Source organism: Rhodococcus sp. H36-A4, assembly GCF_027158005.1.
GTDB lineage: Bacteria > Actinomycetota > Actinomycetes > Mycobacteriales > Mycobacteriaceae > Rhodococcoides.
This window is the reverse complement of record NZ_JAPVLQ010000006.1, coordinates 405,908-422,973: the sequence shown is the minus strand read 5'-3', so window position 1 is coordinate 422,973 and position 17,066 is coordinate 405,908. Positions and strand designations below refer to the sequence as shown.

Annotated in this window: 19 protein-coding genes; 13 read left to right on the top strand and 6 right to left on the bottom strand. The window is 61.1% G+C overall.

Going from position 1 to position 17,066, the window contains the following annotated elements; all coding sequences use genetic code 11:
- Window positions 1–517 precede the first annotated feature (517 nt).
- Together O1W68_RS18465 and O1W68_RS18460 are read left to right on the top strand one after the other, a co-directional pair.
- Window positions 518–988, top strand: a complete 471-nt coding sequence (locus tag O1W68_RS18465; protein ID WP_269305975.1) for a nuclear transport factor 2 family protein — start codon at window positions 518–520, stop codon at window positions 986–988.
- Complete coding sequence (locus tag O1W68_RS18460; RefSeq protein ID WP_269305974.1) at window positions 985–1,752, top strand: SDR family NAD(P)-dependent oxidoreductase; 768 nt, start codon at window positions 985–987, stop codon at window positions 1,750–1,752. Before O1W68_RS18465 ends, O1W68_RS18460 begins: the two co-directional genes overlap by 4 nt.
- Window positions 1,753–1,843: 91 nt before the next feature.
- Here O1W68_RS18460 and O1W68_RS18455 read toward each other — a convergent pair whose 3' ends face one another.
- On the bottom strand, window positions 1,844–2,917 hold the full coding sequence (locus O1W68_RS18455; RefSeq protein WP_269305972.1) for an alkene reductase: 1,074 nt from the start codon (window positions 2,915–2,917) through the stop codon (window positions 1,844–1,846).
- Window positions 2,918–3,205: 288 nt separating this feature from the next.
- Here O1W68_RS18455 and O1W68_RS18450 point away from each other — a divergent pair, with 288 nt between their 5' ends.
- Entirely contained in the window at window positions 3,206–4,666 is a 1,461-nt protein-coding gene (locus O1W68_RS18450) for an FAD-dependent oxidoreductase (protein ID WP_442972414.1), read from the top strand.
- 14 nt (window positions 4,667–4,680) lie between these two features.
- Here O1W68_RS18450 and O1W68_RS18445 read toward each other — a convergent pair whose 3' ends face one another.
- Window positions 4,681–5,508, bottom strand: coding sequence for a class I SAM-dependent methyltransferase (locus tag O1W68_RS18445; RefSeq protein ID WP_269305968.1), 828 nt, complete (start codon window positions 5,506–5,508; stop codon window positions 4,681–4,683).
- A 112-nt stretch (window positions 5,509–5,620) separates the two neighbouring features.
- On the opposite strand from O1W68_RS18445, the gene O1W68_RS18440 reads away from it, so the two are divergent.
- Window positions 5,621–6,310 carry a winged helix-turn-helix transcriptional regulator gene (locus tag O1W68_RS18440; RefSeq protein WP_269305967.1) on the top strand — a complete coding sequence of 230 codons (690 nt, stop codon included), beginning with the start codon at window positions 5,621–5,623 and terminating at the stop codon, window positions 6,308–6,310.
- Between the two features lie 13 nt (window positions 6,311–6,323).
- Here O1W68_RS18440 and O1W68_RS18435 read toward each other — a convergent pair whose 3' ends face one another.
- A complete protein-coding gene (locus O1W68_RS18435; RefSeq protein ID WP_269305965.1) occupies window positions 6,324–6,764 on the bottom strand; it encodes an SRPBCC family protein in 441 nt (146 codons plus the stop codon).
- Between the two features lie 128 nt (window positions 6,765–6,892).
- Between O1W68_RS18435 and O1W68_RS18430 the strand changes: the two genes are divergently transcribed.
- From O1W68_RS18430 to O1W68_RS18420, 3 genes are all read left to right on the top strand, one after another.
- Window positions 6,893–7,579, top strand: a complete 687-nt coding sequence (locus tag O1W68_RS18430; protein WP_269305963.1) for a HemK2/MTQ2 family protein methyltransferase — start codon at window positions 6,893–6,895, stop codon at window positions 7,577–7,579.
- A gap of 46 nt (window positions 7,580–7,625) precedes the next feature.
- On the top strand, window positions 7,626–7,769 hold the full coding sequence (locus O1W68_RS18425) for a hypothetical protein (RefSeq protein ID WP_269305961.1): 144 nt from the start codon (window positions 7,626–7,628) through the stop codon (window positions 7,767–7,769).
- Between the two features lie 315 nt (window positions 7,770–8,084).
- Entirely contained in the window at window positions 8,085–9,266 is a 1,182-nt protein-coding gene (locus tag O1W68_RS18420; protein ID WP_269305959.1) for a zinc-dependent alcohol dehydrogenase, read from the top strand.
- A gap of 30 nt (window positions 9,267–9,296) precedes the next feature.
- On the opposite strand, the gene O1W68_RS18415 is transcribed toward O1W68_RS18420, so the two are convergent.
- Window positions 9,297–9,905, bottom strand: coding sequence for a TetR/AcrR family transcriptional regulator (locus O1W68_RS18415; RefSeq protein ID WP_269305957.1), 609 nt, complete (start codon window positions 9,903–9,905; stop codon window positions 9,297–9,299).
- Window positions 9,902–11,413, bottom strand: coding sequence for an MFS transporter (locus tag O1W68_RS18410; RefSeq protein WP_269305956.1), 1,512 nt, complete (start codon window positions 11,411–11,413; stop codon window positions 9,902–9,904). The genes O1W68_RS18415 and O1W68_RS18410 overlap by 4 nt, the downstream gene beginning before the upstream one ends.
- 154 nt (window positions 11,414–11,567) lie before the next feature.
- Between O1W68_RS18410 and O1W68_RS18405 the strand changes: the two genes are divergently transcribed.
- From O1W68_RS18405 to O1W68_RS18385, 5 genes are all read left to right on the top strand, one after another.
- Complete coding sequence (locus tag O1W68_RS18405) at window positions 11,568–12,815, top strand: Nramp family divalent metal transporter (RefSeq protein ID WP_269305954.1); 1,248 nt, start codon at window positions 11,568–11,570, stop codon at window positions 12,813–12,815.
- A gap of 103 nt (window positions 12,816–12,918) precedes the next feature.
- A complete protein-coding gene (locus O1W68_RS18400; protein WP_269305952.1) occupies window positions 12,919–13,194 on the top strand; it encodes a YrhK family protein in 276 nt (91 codons plus the stop codon).
- Between the two features lie 79 nt (window positions 13,195–13,273).
- The gene (locus O1W68_RS18395; RefSeq protein WP_269305950.1) at window positions 13,274–13,603 is read left to right on the top strand and encodes a putative quinol monooxygenase; all 330 of its coding nucleotides are present in this window, start codon (window positions 13,274–13,276) and stop codon (window positions 13,601–13,603) included.
- A gap of 279 nt (window positions 13,604–13,882) precedes the next feature.
- The gene (locus O1W68_RS18390) at window positions 13,883–15,391 is read left to right on the top strand and encodes a SulP family inorganic anion transporter (protein WP_269306105.1); all 1,509 of its coding nucleotides are present in this window, start codon (window positions 13,883–13,885) and stop codon (window positions 15,389–15,391) included.
- 35 nt (window positions 15,392–15,426) lie between these two features.
- Window positions 15,427–15,822, top strand: a complete 396-nt coding sequence (locus tag O1W68_RS18385; protein ID WP_269305948.1) for a MerR family transcriptional regulator — start codon at window positions 15,427–15,429, stop codon at window positions 15,820–15,822.
- Between the two features lie 3 nt (window positions 15,823–15,825).
- Here the strand turns inward: O1W68_RS18385 and O1W68_RS18380 are convergent, their stop codons facing one another.
- The gene (locus O1W68_RS18380; protein WP_269305946.1) at window positions 15,826–16,566 is read right to left on the bottom strand and encodes a VIT1/CCC1 transporter family protein; all 741 of its coding nucleotides are present in this window, start codon (window positions 16,564–16,566) and stop codon (window positions 15,826–15,828) included.
- A gap of 255 nt (window positions 16,567–16,821) precedes the next feature.
- Between O1W68_RS18380 and O1W68_RS18375 the strand changes: the two genes are divergently transcribed.
- Complete coding sequence (locus tag O1W68_RS18375) at window positions 16,822–17,052, top strand: CDGSH iron-sulfur domain-containing protein (protein WP_269305944.1); 231 nt, start codon at window positions 16,822–16,824, stop codon at window positions 17,050–17,052.
- Window positions 17,053–17,066 lie beyond the last annotated feature (14 nt).

The following is a 17,066-nucleotide window of genomic DNA, read 5'->3' as shown; positions in this document are numbered from 1 at the left end:
AGCAGGGGAGACCAGTCGGGCATATAGATGTCAGTTCTGTGAGGGGATGTCCAGGCGATCACGGAGCGACGATTCGATCGATACCAAAAGTGTGGCGAAGTGAAAGTCCCGTGCAAGCCAGCGCTCCTTCGACGGCTCGAGCCACCTCTTTCGGACGCGCAAGGATTTCCACGCTCAGGTCCTACGATCAATACCCCCGACCCAGACAACGTCGTCATGGCTTACGGTGGTGTCGAGATAATGCCCGGCGTCGGGCTTGCCGTACTGCCGCGTGATCGGGTTCGGATAGGCAGGCTCGTTCGGGGTGGGCTTTGTGGTCCACCGCCGCCCCCAAGCGCAGGTAGTTCTTACTGCACTGTCGTCTGTGACTGAGAGTGTCGTGTTCTAACCTCCGGGCCACCAAGAGATCTGGCTTCGCGGCCTCGTCCGAACTTCGGACAGAAATGTTCCGAAATTACCGTCACCGCACACTAGAACGTGTTCTCATTGGGTCTCCATCACTCGACAGGAGCACCTAGTGACGCGTGACGACGTCGCGGAAATCGAACAACTGAAATATCGGTACCTTCGGACCCTCGACTGCCGCAGATGGGACGAATTCGCAGAGACCCTGACCGAGGATGTCGTTGCCGAATACGGTGAACACCTGCGGTTCACCTCACGCGATGATGTCCTGGCATTCATGCGTAGTGCGATGATACCGGGACTCATCACCGAGCACCGCGTAGATCACCCTGAGATCGTCGTCGAGGGCGACAGCGCCAGCGGGGTGTGGTACCTGTCCGACATGGTCATGCATCCCAAGTACGGCGCCATTCTCAGAGGTGCAGCGTTCTACGACGACCGTTATCAGCGGGGTGAGGACGGCCGTTGGCGCATAGCGCACACCGCTTACACCCGAACCTACGAATTCACACACGAACTCACTAGCCTGCCCGGATTTCGGATGACGGCGGATCCATGGCAGGACGGAAGGACACAGTTGTGACCGAAAACCTTACCGGCAAAATCGCTTTGATCACCGGAGGCGGCCAGGGAATCGGACGGGGCGTCGCTCTGGAGTTCGCACGCGCGGGGGCCAAGTGTTTCCTCGTCGGCCGTACTCGCTCGAAACTCGAGGCTGTAGCCGAGGAGATTGCGCAGGTGACCTCGGCTGCAGACGTCGCCGTATACGAGGTGGACATCGCCTCGGACGGTGCCTGCGAGGCTGCTGTGAGCGCAGCAATGGACACTTTCGGCGGCGTCGACATTCTGGTCAACAACGCCAATTCCGCGTTCCCGGTGCCGCTCGACGAATCCGGCGACGACTTCTTCGACTACGCCCTGAGAACAGGACCACGAGCTGTACTGCGCCTGATGCGAGCCGTCCACCCATCGATGGTCGAGAGGGGTGGGGGAGTCATTATCACGATGATCACCTCGTCTGCAGTTCGTTGGGACACATCAGGATTCGGTGTTTACGCAGCCACCAAGGAAGCCATGCGCGTGTTGACTCGGACTGCCTCCAGTGAATGGGGACATGAAGGAATCCGCGCGCATTGCGTTGCTCCGCATGCACTTACGCCAGCACTCGAGTGGTGGATCGAAAACAATCCGGAGGAAGCCGAGGAGTTCGTTCGGACGATCCCAATGGGGCGTATCGGCGATCCTGAACGCGACATCGGCCAAGCCGTTGCGTTTTTGGCCTCGGATTCCTCGCGTTATCTGAGCGGCGCGGTCATCCCGTTGGACGGCGGTCAATCTCGCTGGTGAGGTCGGTATCCAACCCACGTTGACGCCTGCATTCTCCGAACAGAAAGGCCCGCACCCGTTTCTCCGGGTGCGGGCCATCGGCAGTTGGTGGTCAGTGCTGCAGTGCTGGATAATCCGTGTAACCCTCTGCACCACCGGAATAGAAGGTGTTCTGATCTGGTGTATTCAAGGGTAGATCTTCACGCCATCGGTACGCGAGATCAGGATTGGCGATGGCAGGGCGACCGACGACCACTGCATCGCCGATGTCGTCCGACAGAAGGGTCAGCGCTTCGGCGCGGCTGGTGATCTCGCTGAATCCGCTGTTGACGAGCGTCGGACCACCGAAGGCCTGCCGCAGGCTCTGGACGAGTTCCCCCGCCGGATTCTTGTGCAGCACACTGAGATACGAGAGGCCTAGTGGCGCAAGCCGACCGACGAGCGCCAGGTAGGTCGCCCGCACGTCGTCGGCGTCCTTCTCGTAGGCATCTTGGATGTTGTGTTCGGGAGAGATGCGGATTCCGACTCGCCCTGCACCGACGGCCTCCGCAACGGCCGCGACGACTTCCGCGACGAAACGGGCCCGATTCTCCGGCGATCCGCCATAGGAATCCTCACGTCGATTCGACGCCGGCGAGAGGAACTCGTGGAGCAAATAGCCATTGGCACCGTGAATTTCGACGCCATCCATACCAGCTGCGATCGCGTTCTTCGACGCCTGCACGAACTCCTCGATCACCGAGGGCAGTTCGTCGGTTCGGAGTGCACGCGGGACCGGGTAGGACTGCTTGCCGTCGTAGGTACGGGTTTCGCCTTCGATGGCAACCGCACTCGGCCCCACTACCTCGCGGCCGCCCGTTGTCCCCTCGTGCGTCACACGCCCGGCGTGCATGACCTGGGACACGATCAGCCCACCTTCGGAATGCACTGCGTCCGCGACGTTGCGCCAACCAGCGATCTGCTCAGGCGTGACGAGACCGGGCTGACCCGGGAATCCCTGACCTGCATGAGATGGATATGTCCCCTCGGTCACGATGAGACCGAGCGAGGAACGCTGCTTGTAGTGCTCGACCACCAGGGGGCCGGGAATTCCGTCTCGTCCTGACCGCACACGTGTCAGCGGCGCCATGACCAGCCTGTTTGCAAGCTTCAGTTCGCCTAATGTCAGTGGGGAAAACAATTTCACTGGTTCTGCTCTCTTCGTTGGCGCATCTGTAGTCTTCATTCCAATTACTTACAGTCGCTAACCTTCGGAGATGGTGACCTATTCCGAGCCGAGACGATCATCACGCGTTGCACAGGCTCGAGGAATCGAGTTTCCGGCGGGGTCAGGTCTCATGCTTGGCCAGAACGGGATCGCGGACGTCGTCCCACCTGGCACGCGGTCCCGCTCACCGAGAAATTCCGCACATCGGTAGGTTTTTCGACTTTACTGAACCTTGTGACGAGGACCGATTCGACCACCGAGAGCCCAATCCAGCCGATACCTGAAGCGCAGGTGACGGAGTGGAATTACGAAGCCGACGTCGTCGTCGCTGGATTCGGTGTAGCAGGGGCCGCGGCCGCGGTCGGTGCGGCCCAGGCAGGTGCCGATGTCTTGGTGCTCGAACGCACCGGTGGATGGGGTGGCGCGGCCGCGATGGCCGGTGGCTTCATCTACATGGGTGGCGGAACCCCGTTGCAGAAGGCCTGCGGATTCGACGACACCGTGGACAATATGAAGGCCTTCATGAAGGCAGCCTTGGGGCCCGGTGTCGACGAGGCCAAGATCGACGTCTACTGCGAGGGAAGCGTAGAGCATTATCACTGGCTGGCCGATGACTGCGGAGTTCCGTTCAAGGAGAGTTTCTGGGGTGAACCGGGCTGGGAGCCCCCAGACGATGACGGTTTGCAGTACACCGGAGGGGAAAACGCGGCACCGTTCAATTCGATCATTCCGCCGGCGCCGCGAGGGCACGTCCCTCAAATGAAAGATAAGCACGTCAGCTCCGAAAAGGGCGGCGGATACATGCTGATGAAGCCGCTGACCGACAAGGCTGCCGCCCTCGGAGTCAGATCCGAGTACGACATGCGGGTTCAGACGCTGATCGTCGATACCGACGGACGGGTTGTCGGAGTCCAAGCGAAGCAATACGGCAAGACCGTTTCAGTCCGCGCACGTAAGGGCGTGGTGTTGGCCACCGGCAGCTTCGCCTACAACAAGACAATGGTCGAGTCGTACGCGCCCAGGTTGATCAATCGTCCGGCCGCGTCGATCGAAGAGCACGATGGACGCGCAATCCGCATGGCGCAGGCAATCGGTGCCGACCTCGCGCACATGGATGCCGCTGAGGTCGCATTTTTCAGTGACCCACAAATGTTCATCCGTGGAATATTGGTCAACGGACGAGGCCAGCGTTTCATCAACGAGGACACCTACCCCGGCCGTGTAGGTCAGGCTGTTCTGTTCGAAAACCTCAACGAGGCGTTCCTCGTCATCGACGAGGCCTCATACGAGGTCGCGATGACTACGCAGACTTCGACCCCGCAGCTTCGGCGCCGACCCACCTGGGTCGCCGAGACGGTGGAGGAGCTGGAGTCCGACATGGGATTGCCCGCAGGCGCTTTGCAATCGACAGTCGAGCTGTACAACCGTCACGCCGTGAACGGTGAGGATCCGTTGTTGGGTAAGAAGACCGAATGGGTCAAGCCGATAGGCACTCCCATTGCCGCGATCGACCTGCGCGGCATGACGGGCGGATTCACGCTGGGCGGACTGCGGACGAGTACAGCTTCCGAGGTGCTCCACGTCTCCGGCCAACAAATCCCCGGCCTCTTCGCGGCCGGTCGCTGCACCGCAGGTGTCTGCGCAGGCGGCTACGCCAGCGGGGCGTCACTCGGCGACGGCAGCTTCTTCGGCCGTCGTGCCGGCCAGAGCGCGGCTAACGGGGGCTGACGGACTCTGCTACCTCAGCGAGCTATCGCGGTCACGATCAAGTACTGCCATTGCATTGCTTTACCTTCGTAGAATTCTCCAGCCAGCTCGATCAGTGAGCTGTCCAAAACCCTGACCGCGGCATGGTCGTCCGCGATCCGGCGGTACACCGCGATCGTCGGACCATAGTTCTTCTTGAAGTAGTGCACGAAGTCCTCCGGCCGGGCGAACATGTCGACGGTCAGTGTTCTCACCTCGGCGGTCAATTCGCGGACCCGATCTCCGAACAGACCGCGGACATGCGCCTCGTCGCCCCACAAGGGTGGCGGCTGTGCGCCGGGAGGTGGGGGAGCGGCGTACGGCTTCATCGCCGAAAACATCTTTCCGATGAAGCCGTCCGGCGTCCAATTGATGAGCCCGATCGTTCCACCGTCCCGGCAGACGCGTACCAGCTCGTCCGCAGACTGCTGATGATGCGGGGCGAACATGACGCCGACACACGACATCACGATGTCGAACTCGTTGTCCGCGAACGGAAGAGCCTCGGCGTCACCCTGGATCCACTCGAGGTCGACCTGCTGAGCTGCGGCCAACTCGCGGCCGCGAGCGAACAGTTCGGGTGTCAGGTCACTTGCGATCACGGTTGCGCCGGCCGCAGCAGCCGGTACTGCCGCGTTCCCTGATCCTGCTGCGACGTCGAGCACTCGCTGACCGGCCTCGACCCCGCACGCGCGTACGAGTGTCGGCCCGAGTTCCTGAACTACTTCGGCAGCGACGGCAGGATAGTTTCCCAGCCCCCACATGGTTCTGTGCGCCGCCTTCAGCGCACGGTCTGCATCGACAACTTCTGTGGTTTCGGTCATTGTCCCGCTCCTTCGACGTTGTATCGGCTATGAGTCGAAGAGTAAGAATGTGAGCTGGGTTTATCCAGTACAGGATCTGTACCGGGAACACGATGAGCGCTATCGTCGGTAGATGGGGTCCTCGTACCACCAGTTCTGCCCCGTCGCCAAGGCGATGGAGCTGTTCGACGAGCGTTGGACTCTGCTGGTGGTTCGCGAATTATTGCTCGGCAGTCGCCGCTTCAACGATGTGCGACGCGGACTGCCCCGAATGTCACCCACTCTGCTGTCGAAGCGACTTCACCAACTCGTTGTAGCCGGGATCGTCGAAAAGCAGGATTCGGGAAATGAGGCGCGCTACGTCCTCACCCGAGCGGGAATGGAGCTGCGACCCGTTGTCGAAGCGCTCGGTATGTGGGGCACGCGCTGGGTCGGAACCCTCGGCGATGGGGATCTCGATCCTGCACTGCTCATGTGGGACATGCATCGCAACGTATGTTCGACGTCCATCCCGGGCGAGCATGCGGTGATCGAGTTCCACTTCACCGACGTAGCAGTGCATTCCCGGGCATGGTGGCTCGTGATCACCCCCGGTGAGGTCGACGTGTGCGATGTCGATCCAGGTCTGACCGTCTCGGTCTGGGTGAGCACAAGATTGCGTGTGCTGACCGAGATCTGGCGCGGCGACGTGACCTGGTCGCACACGCTCGAGTCCGGCGACCTGACCATCGACGGGCCGGCAACGTTGCGCCGCGGGCTGCCGAGCTGGTTCACCCTTCCGAAGTCCGCGGCGGTGCCCAGACCTGTCCACGATCGGGCGTGACCGATGACGACCGTCAATGGGTCGCTCGCTCGGCCAGCAACGCCAACCTGCGCAGGGCCTCCGAGTTTCGAGGATGCACTGCGCCGTGCTGCAGCGAGTCCGGGAGCAGACTGAAAGGCTTGCTCGCAGCGTCTTCGATCATCTGGATTCGACAACCGCGCGCCTGCGGGTGCAATCGAACAGTGATATGACCGGTCCCGAACGGCAGGGCACGTGCCCGGAGCTGTAGCTCCCGTCCGGGGAAAGACTCGGGGACGGTCGTGGTGTCGTCAAGTACCGCAGGCCACAGGCCAACAGAGTGATGAATCGAAGAACCCGGCGACGGCCACGTGCTGTCGACTGCGCGAATGCGGGATGCACCCACGACCCACATGGCGTATTGCCATCCGTCGGCCAGCACCGCCCACACCGCGTCGGCGTCGGCGTCGGTGGTTCGTTCTGTCCCTGAAGTCATACCCAACATGCTTACCCGAATGGCCCCGGTCTGGCGATAGGGTACGACCGGAAACGACGTCACGTTGCAGGATGGGGTTTGCCCGTGTGCAAGGCGGGGCACTCCCCAGTACCAATACGGAGGTGCCGGTGACCGTTGCACGAGAGCGTTCGTTTCCATCCATCAGTGTCGACGACGGAGTTTATGCGCCTCAGGAAGATTCGTATCTTCTGTGCGACGAGATTGCTGCGCACTCCGGACTCGCTGGTGCCCGGGTTCTCGACCTGTGCACCGGCAGCGGAATCGCCGCGATCGAAGCTGCACGACGCGGTGCCCGGGAAGTAGTTGCGTACGACATCTCTGCCCAGGCCGTAGCCTGCGCTCTGTCGAATGCCGACGCGAACGGCGTCGACGTCGACGCACGCTTGGGGACGCTGTCCGACGCGCGGCAAGACGCGCCGTTCGGTGTCATAGTCTCCAATCCGCCGTACGTACCCTCACCTCGTCCGCCGGTCGGGATGGGTCTGCACCGTGCGTGGGACGCAGGAGACCGCGGCCGAGTGGTGTTGGATCTTCTGTGCACACACGCGTTCGATCTCCTGGTGCCGGGTGGAGCAGTGATGATGGTGCAGTCTGAACTTTGCGGGGTAGAGGAATCTCTCGATCGGCTGAGGGACACCGGGCTCGACGCCGAGGTAATACGCCGTCGAACGATCGATTTCGGGCCCGTCCTCCATGAGCGCGCAGCGTGGATGGAAGCGGCAGGCTTGATCGAGGTGGGATGTCGAAGCGAAGAACTGATTGTCATCGAAGGCCGTCGGCCAGCCGACTCCTGATCCGACACTCGGTTGATTCACCACTACCCGGGGTAGTCGGTGCTACATGAGACGAGACGAAGACATCGAATCCGAGTCCACCGAGCCTAAAGGCGGTCGGCCCGGGCCGACCGACGAAGGTAAGACTGGAGGAATGGCTACTCGGGAAGTAGCTCCCGAAGTCGCCGAGAACGAGGACAAAGACAGCTGACCGCAGAGGCGCCGCGACGCTGACAAGTGCTGCGGAAACACGTCTGCGTGTGTTTCGCACTCACGGCCTTGGGTATCAGAGACAGTGGCACTGAAGCAGATTGGCGCCTCGAAGTGTACGAGCAGCCACAGTCTGGAGTCCGAATGTCAATCGACGACACTACCGAGTCCGTGATTTGGTTCGATCCGAGCCCATTGGTCAGTTGGTGGGATCGAGTGATGAATCAGAGCACCGTCGCTCCCGCCGGCCGAAACTGATAGTCGGTCTGGCCGCTCGAAGGCCAACTCTTGCAATGAAAAGCGAAGGAGCAGTCCCATGAAAGCAGCTACTTGGCACGGTAAGCGCGATGTTCGCGTCGACTCGGTTCCCGACCCCATCATCGAGCAGCCCACCGACGCCGTCATCGAGGTCACCTCGACCAATATCTGCGGTTCTGACCTGCACCTGTATGAGGTGCTGGGCGCCTTCATGAAACCAGGAGACATCCTGGGCCACGAGCCGATGGGCATCGTTCGTGAAGTCGGTAAGGAGGTTACCAACCTTGCTGTCGGCGACCGAGTAGTGATTCCTTTCCAAATATCGTGCGGAAGCTGTTTTATGTGCGATCGCTCGTTGTACACACAATGCGAGACCACCCAAGTGCGTGAGCAGGGTATGGGTGCGGCACTGTTCGGTTTCTCCGAGCTGTACGGCAGTGTTCCAGGAGGACAGGCCGAGTACCTGCGCGTTCCACAGGCGCAGTTCACCCACATCAAAGTTGCATCTGGAGCACCCGATTCGCGGTACGTATACCTGTCGGACGTGCTTCCGACGGCGTGGCAGTCCGTTGTGTACGCCGACATCCCGCCGGGCGGTTCGGTGACGGTCCTCGGTCTCGGCCCCATCGGAGACATGGCTGCCCGCATCGCAACCCACCTCGGCTTCGACGTCATTGCGGTCGATCGAGTCCCCGAGCGACTTGCCCGTGCGCAAGCCCGCGGAATTCGGACCGTCGATCTCGCCCAGCATGCGGGGGAACTCGGCGACGTGATTCGAGATCTCACCGACGGGCGCGGCACCGACTCGGTGATCGACGCTGTCGGGATGGAAGCACATGGTTCACCTGTGGCGAAGGCTGCGCAGCAGCTCACCGGTCTGCTGCCGGACTTTCTCGGTAAGCCGATGATGCAAAAGGCCGGAGTCGACAGACTCGATGCGGTGTACTCCGCCATTGACATCGTCCGTCGTGGGGGCACCATCTCACTGATCGGTGTCTATGGCGGGGTTGCCGATCCGCTTCCACTGCTCACCATGTTCGACAAGCAAATTCAGCTGCGCATGGGCCAGGCAAACGTGAAGCGGTGGGTGGACGACATCATGCCCCTGCTCGGTGACGACGATCCATTGGGTGTCGATTCGTTCGCAACTCACACCCTGCCGCTCGAGCAGGCCCCGCACGCGTACGAGATATTCCAGAAGAAGCAGGACGGCGCGGTCAAGGTGATTCTGAAGCCCTGAGCGGCGATGGGGGCGAAAGGCTTTCGTTGGTCAGAGTCCAGACGGCGAAGGGTGGTCGGGTGACAGCCTGTTCTCGTCCAAAAGAGACTCCAACAACCTGACCGTCAGTTGCACGACTTGGTTCTCTTCTGCGCCCGCTAGCTCGTCGAGGGTTCCGGCTGCGCGTCCCAACGCAATACCCGCCAGCACGGCTACTGCCATCTGAGCCCTCAATCGTGGGGAGTCGAGACCTGCCTCCTTCATCCGATCTTGTATTCCCGCAGTGAGTTTGGCGTCGATCCGAGCTGTAGCTGCGGTCTGAATCGCCGGATCGTCGTGTGCGCGAACAACTGCTTGCAGTACGGGGCTCGGACCGACCTGGTGAACACGCCGAATCGTTGCCTCGATCCGAGCGGGATCGAGCATGTCCGAAAGGTGCGGATTTTCGTTTTCCGTTGGCAGGGTTTGGATATACAAGGCCGCCTTGCTCCCGAAATAGCGGGCGATCAAGGCGGGATCAGCGCCTGCCTTCTCGCCGATCTCTCGGATCGTCGTTCTCTCGTATCCACGCGCGCCGAACAGTTCGGTTGCAGCTTCGAGAAGATCCTGCTTGGTGCGGTCGGAGTCACGAACGCGCGCTACCGGGCGTGTTCGGATCATCGTGAATCCTCACTCTGTCCTCTGCGGCTGGCGATGTCGTAGGCAAAGCCGCCGGTGGCGGCCGACTCGATGCTCTCGTCGACCAATCTGGCAGGCAGTTTTTCGGCGCGGCTGCCTCGATAGGACAGTGCAAAAGCCAAGATTGCCGTGCCCGTCCATAGGCCGATACCGACGATGGCGGTTGCTGTGTAGCCGGCGCTGTCCGGGAACGTCTGCCCGGGGGCTGTGTATATCGCGAGCACGGTGGCGCTCAATGCGCTACCCACCGCACCACCGACCGTGCGTGCTACTTGGTTGACCCCTAGTGCGCTGCCTGTTTCGTGCGGTGGGACCGCGCTGACGATGAATGCCGGCATTGCGGCGAAGGTGAACCCGATCCCGAGGCCGGCTACCCCCATGAGTACGAAGACTACCCATAGTTCGTCTCGACCGAACAGGAACAGCGTGAGGGCGCCGGCGAAGGCCATCGCACCGATCGGCATGATCATCGATTTGCTGATCCACCGCTCGGCCAGGGGAAGGAGCCTGTTCGCGAACACGCTCGTCAACGAGAACGGCACGAGTACGAGGCCAGCCACCATCGCCGACTGACCGAGGCCATAACCGGTGTCGGACGGAGTCTGTATGAAGCGGATGACGGCAGATGACAGAACGAACATCCCGATACCGGCGAAAAGCCCGGTGACATCGGCGGTCAGGACTGCGGGTTTGGACAACAGTCCCAATTCCACGAGCGGGAACCGAGTCCGCAGCTCGTGGAAAGTCCAGCCGACGACGACCGCGAGGCCCACCGCAGCACATCCGATCGTCTGGAAGGAAGTCCAACCCCAGTAGCTGCCGGAGGTGAGCGCAATCAGAAACAGAGTGAGGCCGATTCCAAGGAGTGCTGCCCCGACGATATCGAGCGGCTTGCGCGGTAGGTGCCGGCTGGAAGGAACCGATGTGATGCCACCGACCAACACTGCCAGCGATGCCGCAGACGCGACAACGAAGCAGGCGTGGTAACCCCAGAAGTGGGCAATAACCCCAGTCACGGGGTAGCCGAGACCGATGCCCGCGACTGCGGTCACCGACAATGCCGCAACGGTGCGTTTGGCCTCGAACGGTGTCAGGTGATCGCGCGCTACCGCCATCGCGAGCGGCGCCAGCCCCAGCCCGACTCCTTGGAGGCCACGCCCGATGAGCAGGAGTGCGAGGTTGCCGGGGATCGCGGCCAGAACACAACCGATGAAGACTACGGACAGCGCTCCGATGATCACGGGTCGTCGGTGGGGACCGTCTCCGAGGCGGCCGAGGACCGGAACGGTAACGGCTCCAACCAGCATCGTTATCGTCAGCGTCCATTGCGCACTCGTGAACGAGACCGAGTACGCGTCGGCCACTGTCGGAATCAAAGGTGCACCGACGCTGCTGACGATGGCGACGACGGTACAAATTGCGGCCAGGACCGGTACGAACCCGCGGGGGGTCGCAAGTTGTTCCTCCGGTTTGTCATCAATCGATGTCATCGCTTGATGTTATACCCAGTTCCGTGCGTGGACCGGATCGAATTCACACGTGGGTCGACGTCGGATAGATCGGAAGGTCCGCGTCGAACGCATAGTTCGGTGATCCCAACTCTATTGTCGGGACTATGAAAAACGTGGCGATCGGACAGGTGTGATGGGCAGTTCGCCCTCACCGGGCCATTCCAGGCGGCCGCCGTCACGGTTCAGGTCGGCCAGTATCTTGCTCGGTCCAGCTTTCGTTGCGGCGATAGCCTATGTCGATCCAGGGAATGTCGCCTCGAACGTCAGTGCCGGCGCGCAGTTCGGCTACTTGCTTGTGTGGGTGATCGTTGCGGCGAACTTGATGGCCGGACTCGTGCAGTTCTTGTCCGCGAAGCTCGGCATCGTCACCGGCATGACGCTTCCCGAAGTCGTCCGCTCGAAATCGAGCAGGTCTGTGCGACTTGCATATTGGTCTCAAGCGGAAGTTGTCGCCATGGCGACCGACCTCGCCGAGGTCGTCGGTGGTGCGATTGCGCTGTATCTACTGTTCGACCTGCCCCTTCTTGCCGGTGGTCTGATCACCGGACTGGTGTCGATGATGTTGCTGTTGGTGCAGGATCGGCGTGGACAGCGGCCGTTCGAGTTCGTGATCCTCGGTTTGCTTGCCGTCATCGCTGTCGGCTTCCTGGCCAGCATGTTCGTCGAACCTCCATCGTTTTCGCAGGCCGCTGCGGGACTTGTCCCACGATTCGACGGTGTGGAAAGCGTGTTGCTCGCAGCAGCGATGCTGGGTGCAACGGTCATGCCGCACGCGGTCTACCTCCACTCCGGACTTGCACGCGATCGCCATGGACACCCCGAAGCAGGACCGGTACGTCGGCGGTTGCTGCGGATCAGCCGGATAGACGTCGGATTGGCAATGCTGTTGGCCGGAGCCGTCAACATGTCGATGCTGCTCTTGGCGGCAACAACTCTCGGCGGACGCGATGGCGTCGATTCGATCGAGGGCGCCCATGCGGCGGTGGGGGAGACATTGGGCCAATCGGTCGCGCTGCTGTTCGCGGTGGGGCTCCTTGCGTCGGGGCTCGCGTCGACGTCGGTAGGGGCGTATGCGGGCGCGATGATCATGGACGGCCTACTACGCAAGCGGATTCCGATTGTGCTGCGGCGAGTGGTGACGCTAGTGCCTGCACTTCTCATTCTTGCGGCTGGGATCGATCCCAGCCGCGCACTCGTCGTCTCCCAGGTCGTGTTGTCCTTCGGTATCCCGTTCGCTTTGATCCCATTGGTGCGGTTCACCTCCGATCGAGTGTTGATGGGACAGGATGTCAATCACCGGATCACCACCGGTGCGGCGTGGCTCATCGCAGGCATCATCGTTGTTTTGAATGTGGTCCTGATCTATCTGACCTTGACATGAGTCGGCTGCGCTTGTGGCTTTCGGATCCGGTTGCATTGTGTGTTCGAGGCGCGGTTTACGGGTAGTTACCTGTGGCGTCACACTCGAACAGCAGGAGCCTCGAATGAGCGAACTGACCTTTACCATCGGGCACGAGGAACTGATGATTCGTCAGCGATGGGAAGTCGTCAGTATCGTCAACGACATTCTGGTTGCCGTCTGGTTCATCGTCGGCAGTGTCTTGTTCTTCGGCGAGACGACGGCGGTCGCTGGCACGTGGTTGTTCCTGATCGGCAGTGTCGAGCTCTTGATTCGCCCGATGATCAGGCTCGCTCGACGCATCCACATTCAGCGGGTCCGACAGGGGACTGCGGCCTCCGACTCCAGTGACGACTACTGACATCGCCCCGAGTGTGTCGAGCGAGAGCCAGGCGCCGCTGCAATCAGCTTCCTGACAGTTCCGAATCCAAGGAGAAACAGTGATCTTCATCGTCGTACAGTTCGAGACGAAGCCCGAGTGGACCGAGCGTTGGCCAGAACACGTAGCCGAGTTCACCGCGAATACCCGCGCCGAGGCAGGCAACTTGTGGTTCGAATGGTCTCGTAGCCTGGAAGATAGATCCGTCTATGTCTTGCTCGAGGCCTTCCGCGATGATGAAGCCGGTGGTGACCACGTCAACAGTGATCACTTCAAGAAGGCAATGAAAGAACTCCCGCAAGCACTGGCGTCGACGCCCAAGATCATCAGCCAGACCGTGGATGCAACCGGATGGGGCGAGATGGGCGAAATGTCGGTCGACGCGCAGTAGTCGAATGCCACGTGGAGCACCTGATGCTCTGGACAAGTGCCCGCGCGTTCTGCTGCAAATCTGGAATTCTTCGAAGGTCCATCGGCGTGAGATGAGTCACCGAATGGCATCCTCACGTGCAACTCTACCCTCACGGGAGGGTAGGTTCGTGAACGAAGCTTTTCGGGGACGCACACAATCTGCGCCCGTCCTGAGATGTTGCCCCCACTCCGGCAAGCGTTCACCACCTCGCATCTTTCCGATCACCCCACGTTCCTCGACAGAGAATGGAGCATCTACATGGCTTCCGCGGCCACCGCAGCGCAGACGATCGAACCGCAATGGACGGTGTGGTCTGCCTTGCGATCGCCGAGACGGTTGCGGACCGAGGTTCTCGCCGGGCTGGTGGTTGCGTTGGCTTTGATTCCGGAGGCGATATCATTTTCCATCATCGCCGGAGTGGACCCACGGGTCGGATTGTTCGCCGCGTTCACCATGGCGGTGACGATCTCGATCGTAGGTGGTAGACCTGCAATGATTTCGGCTGCCACCGGTGCAGTTGCGTTGGTCATCGCGCCATTGGTGCGGGACTACGGGGTCGAGTATCTGATCGCGACAGTCATTCTCGCGGGCGTGCTACAGATCCTGCTCAGTGTGGTGGGGGTCGCGAGATTGATGCGGTTCATCCCACGCAGCGTCATGGTGGGATTCGTCAATGCGCTGGCGATACTCATCTTCATCGCCCAGGTTCCGCACCTTCTCGGGGTCCCCTGGCTGGTGTATCCCATGGTTGCCATCGGGATCGCGGCAATGGTGTTCTTGCCCAAGGTGAGCACCGTCGTCCCTGCACCGCTGGTCGCGATCGTGTTACTGACGGCGGCGACGATCGTGTTCGCGCTGAATGTTCCCAATGTCGGTGACGAGGGGGAGCTTCCGTCAAGTTTGCCGTCACTAGTTCTTCCCGACGTTCCGCTCACGTTCGAGACATTGAAGATCATCGCCCCGTATGCGTTCACGATGGCCATCGTAGGTCTGCTCGAGTCACTGATGACTGCGAAGTTCGTCGACGACATCACCGACAGTCACTCGAACAAGACCCGAGAGTCCTGGGGTCAGGGTGTCGCCAACATCGTCACCGGATTCTTCGGCGGTATGGGCGGGTGCGCGATGATCGGACAGACGATGATCAACGTCAAGACATCCGGCGCACGAACTCGGATCTCTACGTTCCTCGCAGGCGTGTTCCTGCTGACCCTCGTCGTCGGTCTAGGCGACATAGTCTCACTGATCCCGATGGCCGCGTTGGTGGCGGTGATGATCATGGTTTCGGTCGGCACCTTCGATTGGCACAGCATCGCCCCGGCGACACTGCGGCGGATGCCCACGAGCGAAACCCTAGTCATGGTCGCCACCGTCGCGGTCACCGTTGCTACCGACAATCTCGCCTACGGAGTGGCGGTCGGCGTCGTGACCGCGATGGTCTTGTTCGCGCGACGCGTCGCGCATCTGACCGAGGTCGTCGATGTGGCACACCCGGACCCGGACACCCGCGTCTACGCGGTGCATGGTGAGTTGTTCTTCGCCTCCAGCAACGACTTGATCTATCAGTTCGATTACGTCAGTGACCCTGCACATATCGTGATCGACATGTCGGCATCACACATCTGGGATGCGTCGACCGTCGCGACCCTTGATGCGATCACCACCAAATACGCAGCCAAGGGAAAGACCGCGACCATCGTCGGGTTGAACGAGGCCAGCGCGCAGCGACATGGGTTACTGAGCGGAAATCTCGGCGCAGGGCACTGACGGGTTCGCGCGTGAAAAGAAGGAGCTATGCGGATATGCCTGAACGCGAAGACGAACCGGCACAGATGCAGATCGGCAACGTCGCAGCGCGAACCGAGCTGTCCATCAAGACGATTCGACACTACGACGACGCAGGTCTGGTGACTCCGTCGGCGCGAAGCAAAGGCGGATTCCGTTTGTACACCGAATCGGATGTGCAGCGGCTACTCGTCATACGGCGCATGAAACCGCTGGGATTCACGCTCGAGGAGATGCGCGAACTTCTTACCGCTCTCGACGCGCGAGCAGATGGATCCGCCGACCGCGAGGCACGGGCAACGGCCGAGCGATACGTTGACGAATGCCATCGACGAGCCGAAACCACGTGCGCCGAATTGCGAACACAGCTCGCTTACGCCGAAGAATTTACTGCACTCCTTGCACAGCCCTGATCGTCAGACTCCGGCAATACCCAACAGTTGTCCGATCAGGTAAGTCACGATCATTGCCAGCGCGCCGCCGATGACGATGCGCCACATTGCAGGGCCTGGCCTCGAGCCGCCCAGTCGCGCACTGACCTGGCCGGTCAATGCCAGCGCCAGCAGAACTGCCACGAAGGTCACCGGGATTCGAGCCGTTGCCGGTGGCGCGAGTATCGCAATGAGGGGCAACGCTGCGCCCAAGGTGAAAGACAGAGCAGACGACAGTGCTGCCTGAACCGGACTGGTCAGGTTGTCCGGGTCCAGGTGCAACTCGGCATCGACGTGCGCTGCGAAAGCGTCGTGCTCGGTGAGTTCGTGAGCGACGGTGAGCGCAGTTGCCCGGCTGAGTCCCTTGCTTTCGTAGATCGAGGTCAGCTCTTCGAGTTCCGCGTCGGGATCGTCACGCAACTCCATTTTCTCCTTGGCCAGTAGGGACTTTTCGCTGTCCCGTTGGGTGCTCACCGACACGTACTCGCCGAGTGCCATCGACACGGCACCAGCGACGAGACCGGCGACGCCTGCAGCGAGTATCGGTCCCCGCTCGGACGAGAGTGCTGCAACACCGACGACGAGTCCTGCCGTGGAGACGATTCCGTCGTTGGCGCCGAGCACACCAGCGCGCAGCCAATTGAGCCGTGACGAAAGACTCTCGCCGTGCTGTTCCCCGGGATGGGCTGCGTACGTCTCATTGCCGAGGCCGTTCGACTCGCTCATCATGCAAACGCTAGTTTCTATCTCGGCTACGCGCCAGCAATGCAAGGCTTCCCGTAGTCGATTGGCGGTAGCGCCCGTGCCCGCCCTGCGCATCGTCGGTGTTGTCATTCGGCGTAGGAGGACTCATGATTCGAAGCGCACACTGCGGGGTAAACACCGGCGGACTGCATCGCCGTCACTTTGCAGCGCAAGCAAGGCCCACAGCCAGGTGTGTTGTTCACATGGTGGTGTCGAGTAGATCGGGTAAGGACCCTTATGTCACGTACACGTATTCGCGTGGTGGAGCGCGGGCCCATGCTTGTGAACGGTCCGGTGGAGATCACCATGCCCGACGGATCCCAGGTCGTATCTGATCGCAGTGTCGTCGCGCTCTGCATGTGCAAGCGGAGCAAAATATATCCATTCTGCGACACCAGCCACCGTGCACGCCGAGAGCGGACGCCTGTCGCGAAAGCCGGTCGAGCCGCCGAAGACACCGTGGGGTAGACCGGATCACCACT

Coding starts and splice junctions, on each gene's coding strand:
- O1W68_RS18410 (WP_269305956.1), bottom strand. CDS start 11,413: ATGACATCGATTGATGACAAACCGGAGGAACAACTTGCGACCCCCCGC.
- O1W68_RS18380 (WP_269305946.1), bottom strand. CDS start 16,566: ATGAGCGAGTCGAACGGCCTCGGCAATGAGACGTACGCAGCCCATCCC.
- O1W68_RS18420 (WP_269305959.1), top strand. CDS start 8,085: ATGAAAGCAGCTACTTGGCACGGTAAGCGCGATGTTCGCGTCGACTCG.
- O1W68_RS18425 (WP_269305961.1), top strand. CDS start 7,626: ATGAGACGAGACGAAGACATCGAATCCGAGTCCACCGAGCCTAAAGGC.
- O1W68_RS18385 (WP_269305948.1), top strand. CDS start 15,427: ATGCCTGAACGCGAAGACGAACCGGCACAGATGCAGATCGGCAACGTC.
- O1W68_RS18445 (WP_269305968.1), bottom strand. CDS start 5,508: ATGACCGAAACCACAGAAGTTGTCGATGCAGACCGTGCGCTGAAGGCG.
- O1W68_RS18390 (WP_269306105.1), top strand. CDS start 13,883: ATGGCTTCCGCGGCCACCGCAGCGCAGACGATCGAACCGCAATGGACG.
- O1W68_RS18400 (WP_269305952.1), top strand. CDS start 12,919: ATGAGCGAACTGACCTTTACCATCGGGCACGAGGAACTGATGATTCGT.
- O1W68_RS18405 (WP_269305954.1), top strand. CDS start 11,568: ATGGGCAGTTCGCCCTCACCGGGCCATTCCAGGCGGCCGCCGTCACGG.
- O1W68_RS18435 (WP_269305965.1), bottom strand. CDS start 6,764: ATGACTTCAGGGACAGAACGAACCACCGACGCCGACGCCGACGCGGTG.
- O1W68_RS18375 (WP_269305944.1), top strand. CDS start 16,822: ATGTCACGTACACGTATTCGCGTGGTGGAGCGCGGGCCCATGCTTGTG.
- O1W68_RS18415 (WP_269305957.1), bottom strand. CDS start 9,905: ATGATCCGAACACGCCCGGTAGCGCGCGTTCGTGACTCCGACCGCACC.
- O1W68_RS18440 (WP_269305967.1), top strand. CDS start 5,621: ATGGGGTCCTCGTACCACCAGTTCTGCCCCGTCGCCAAGGCGATGGAG.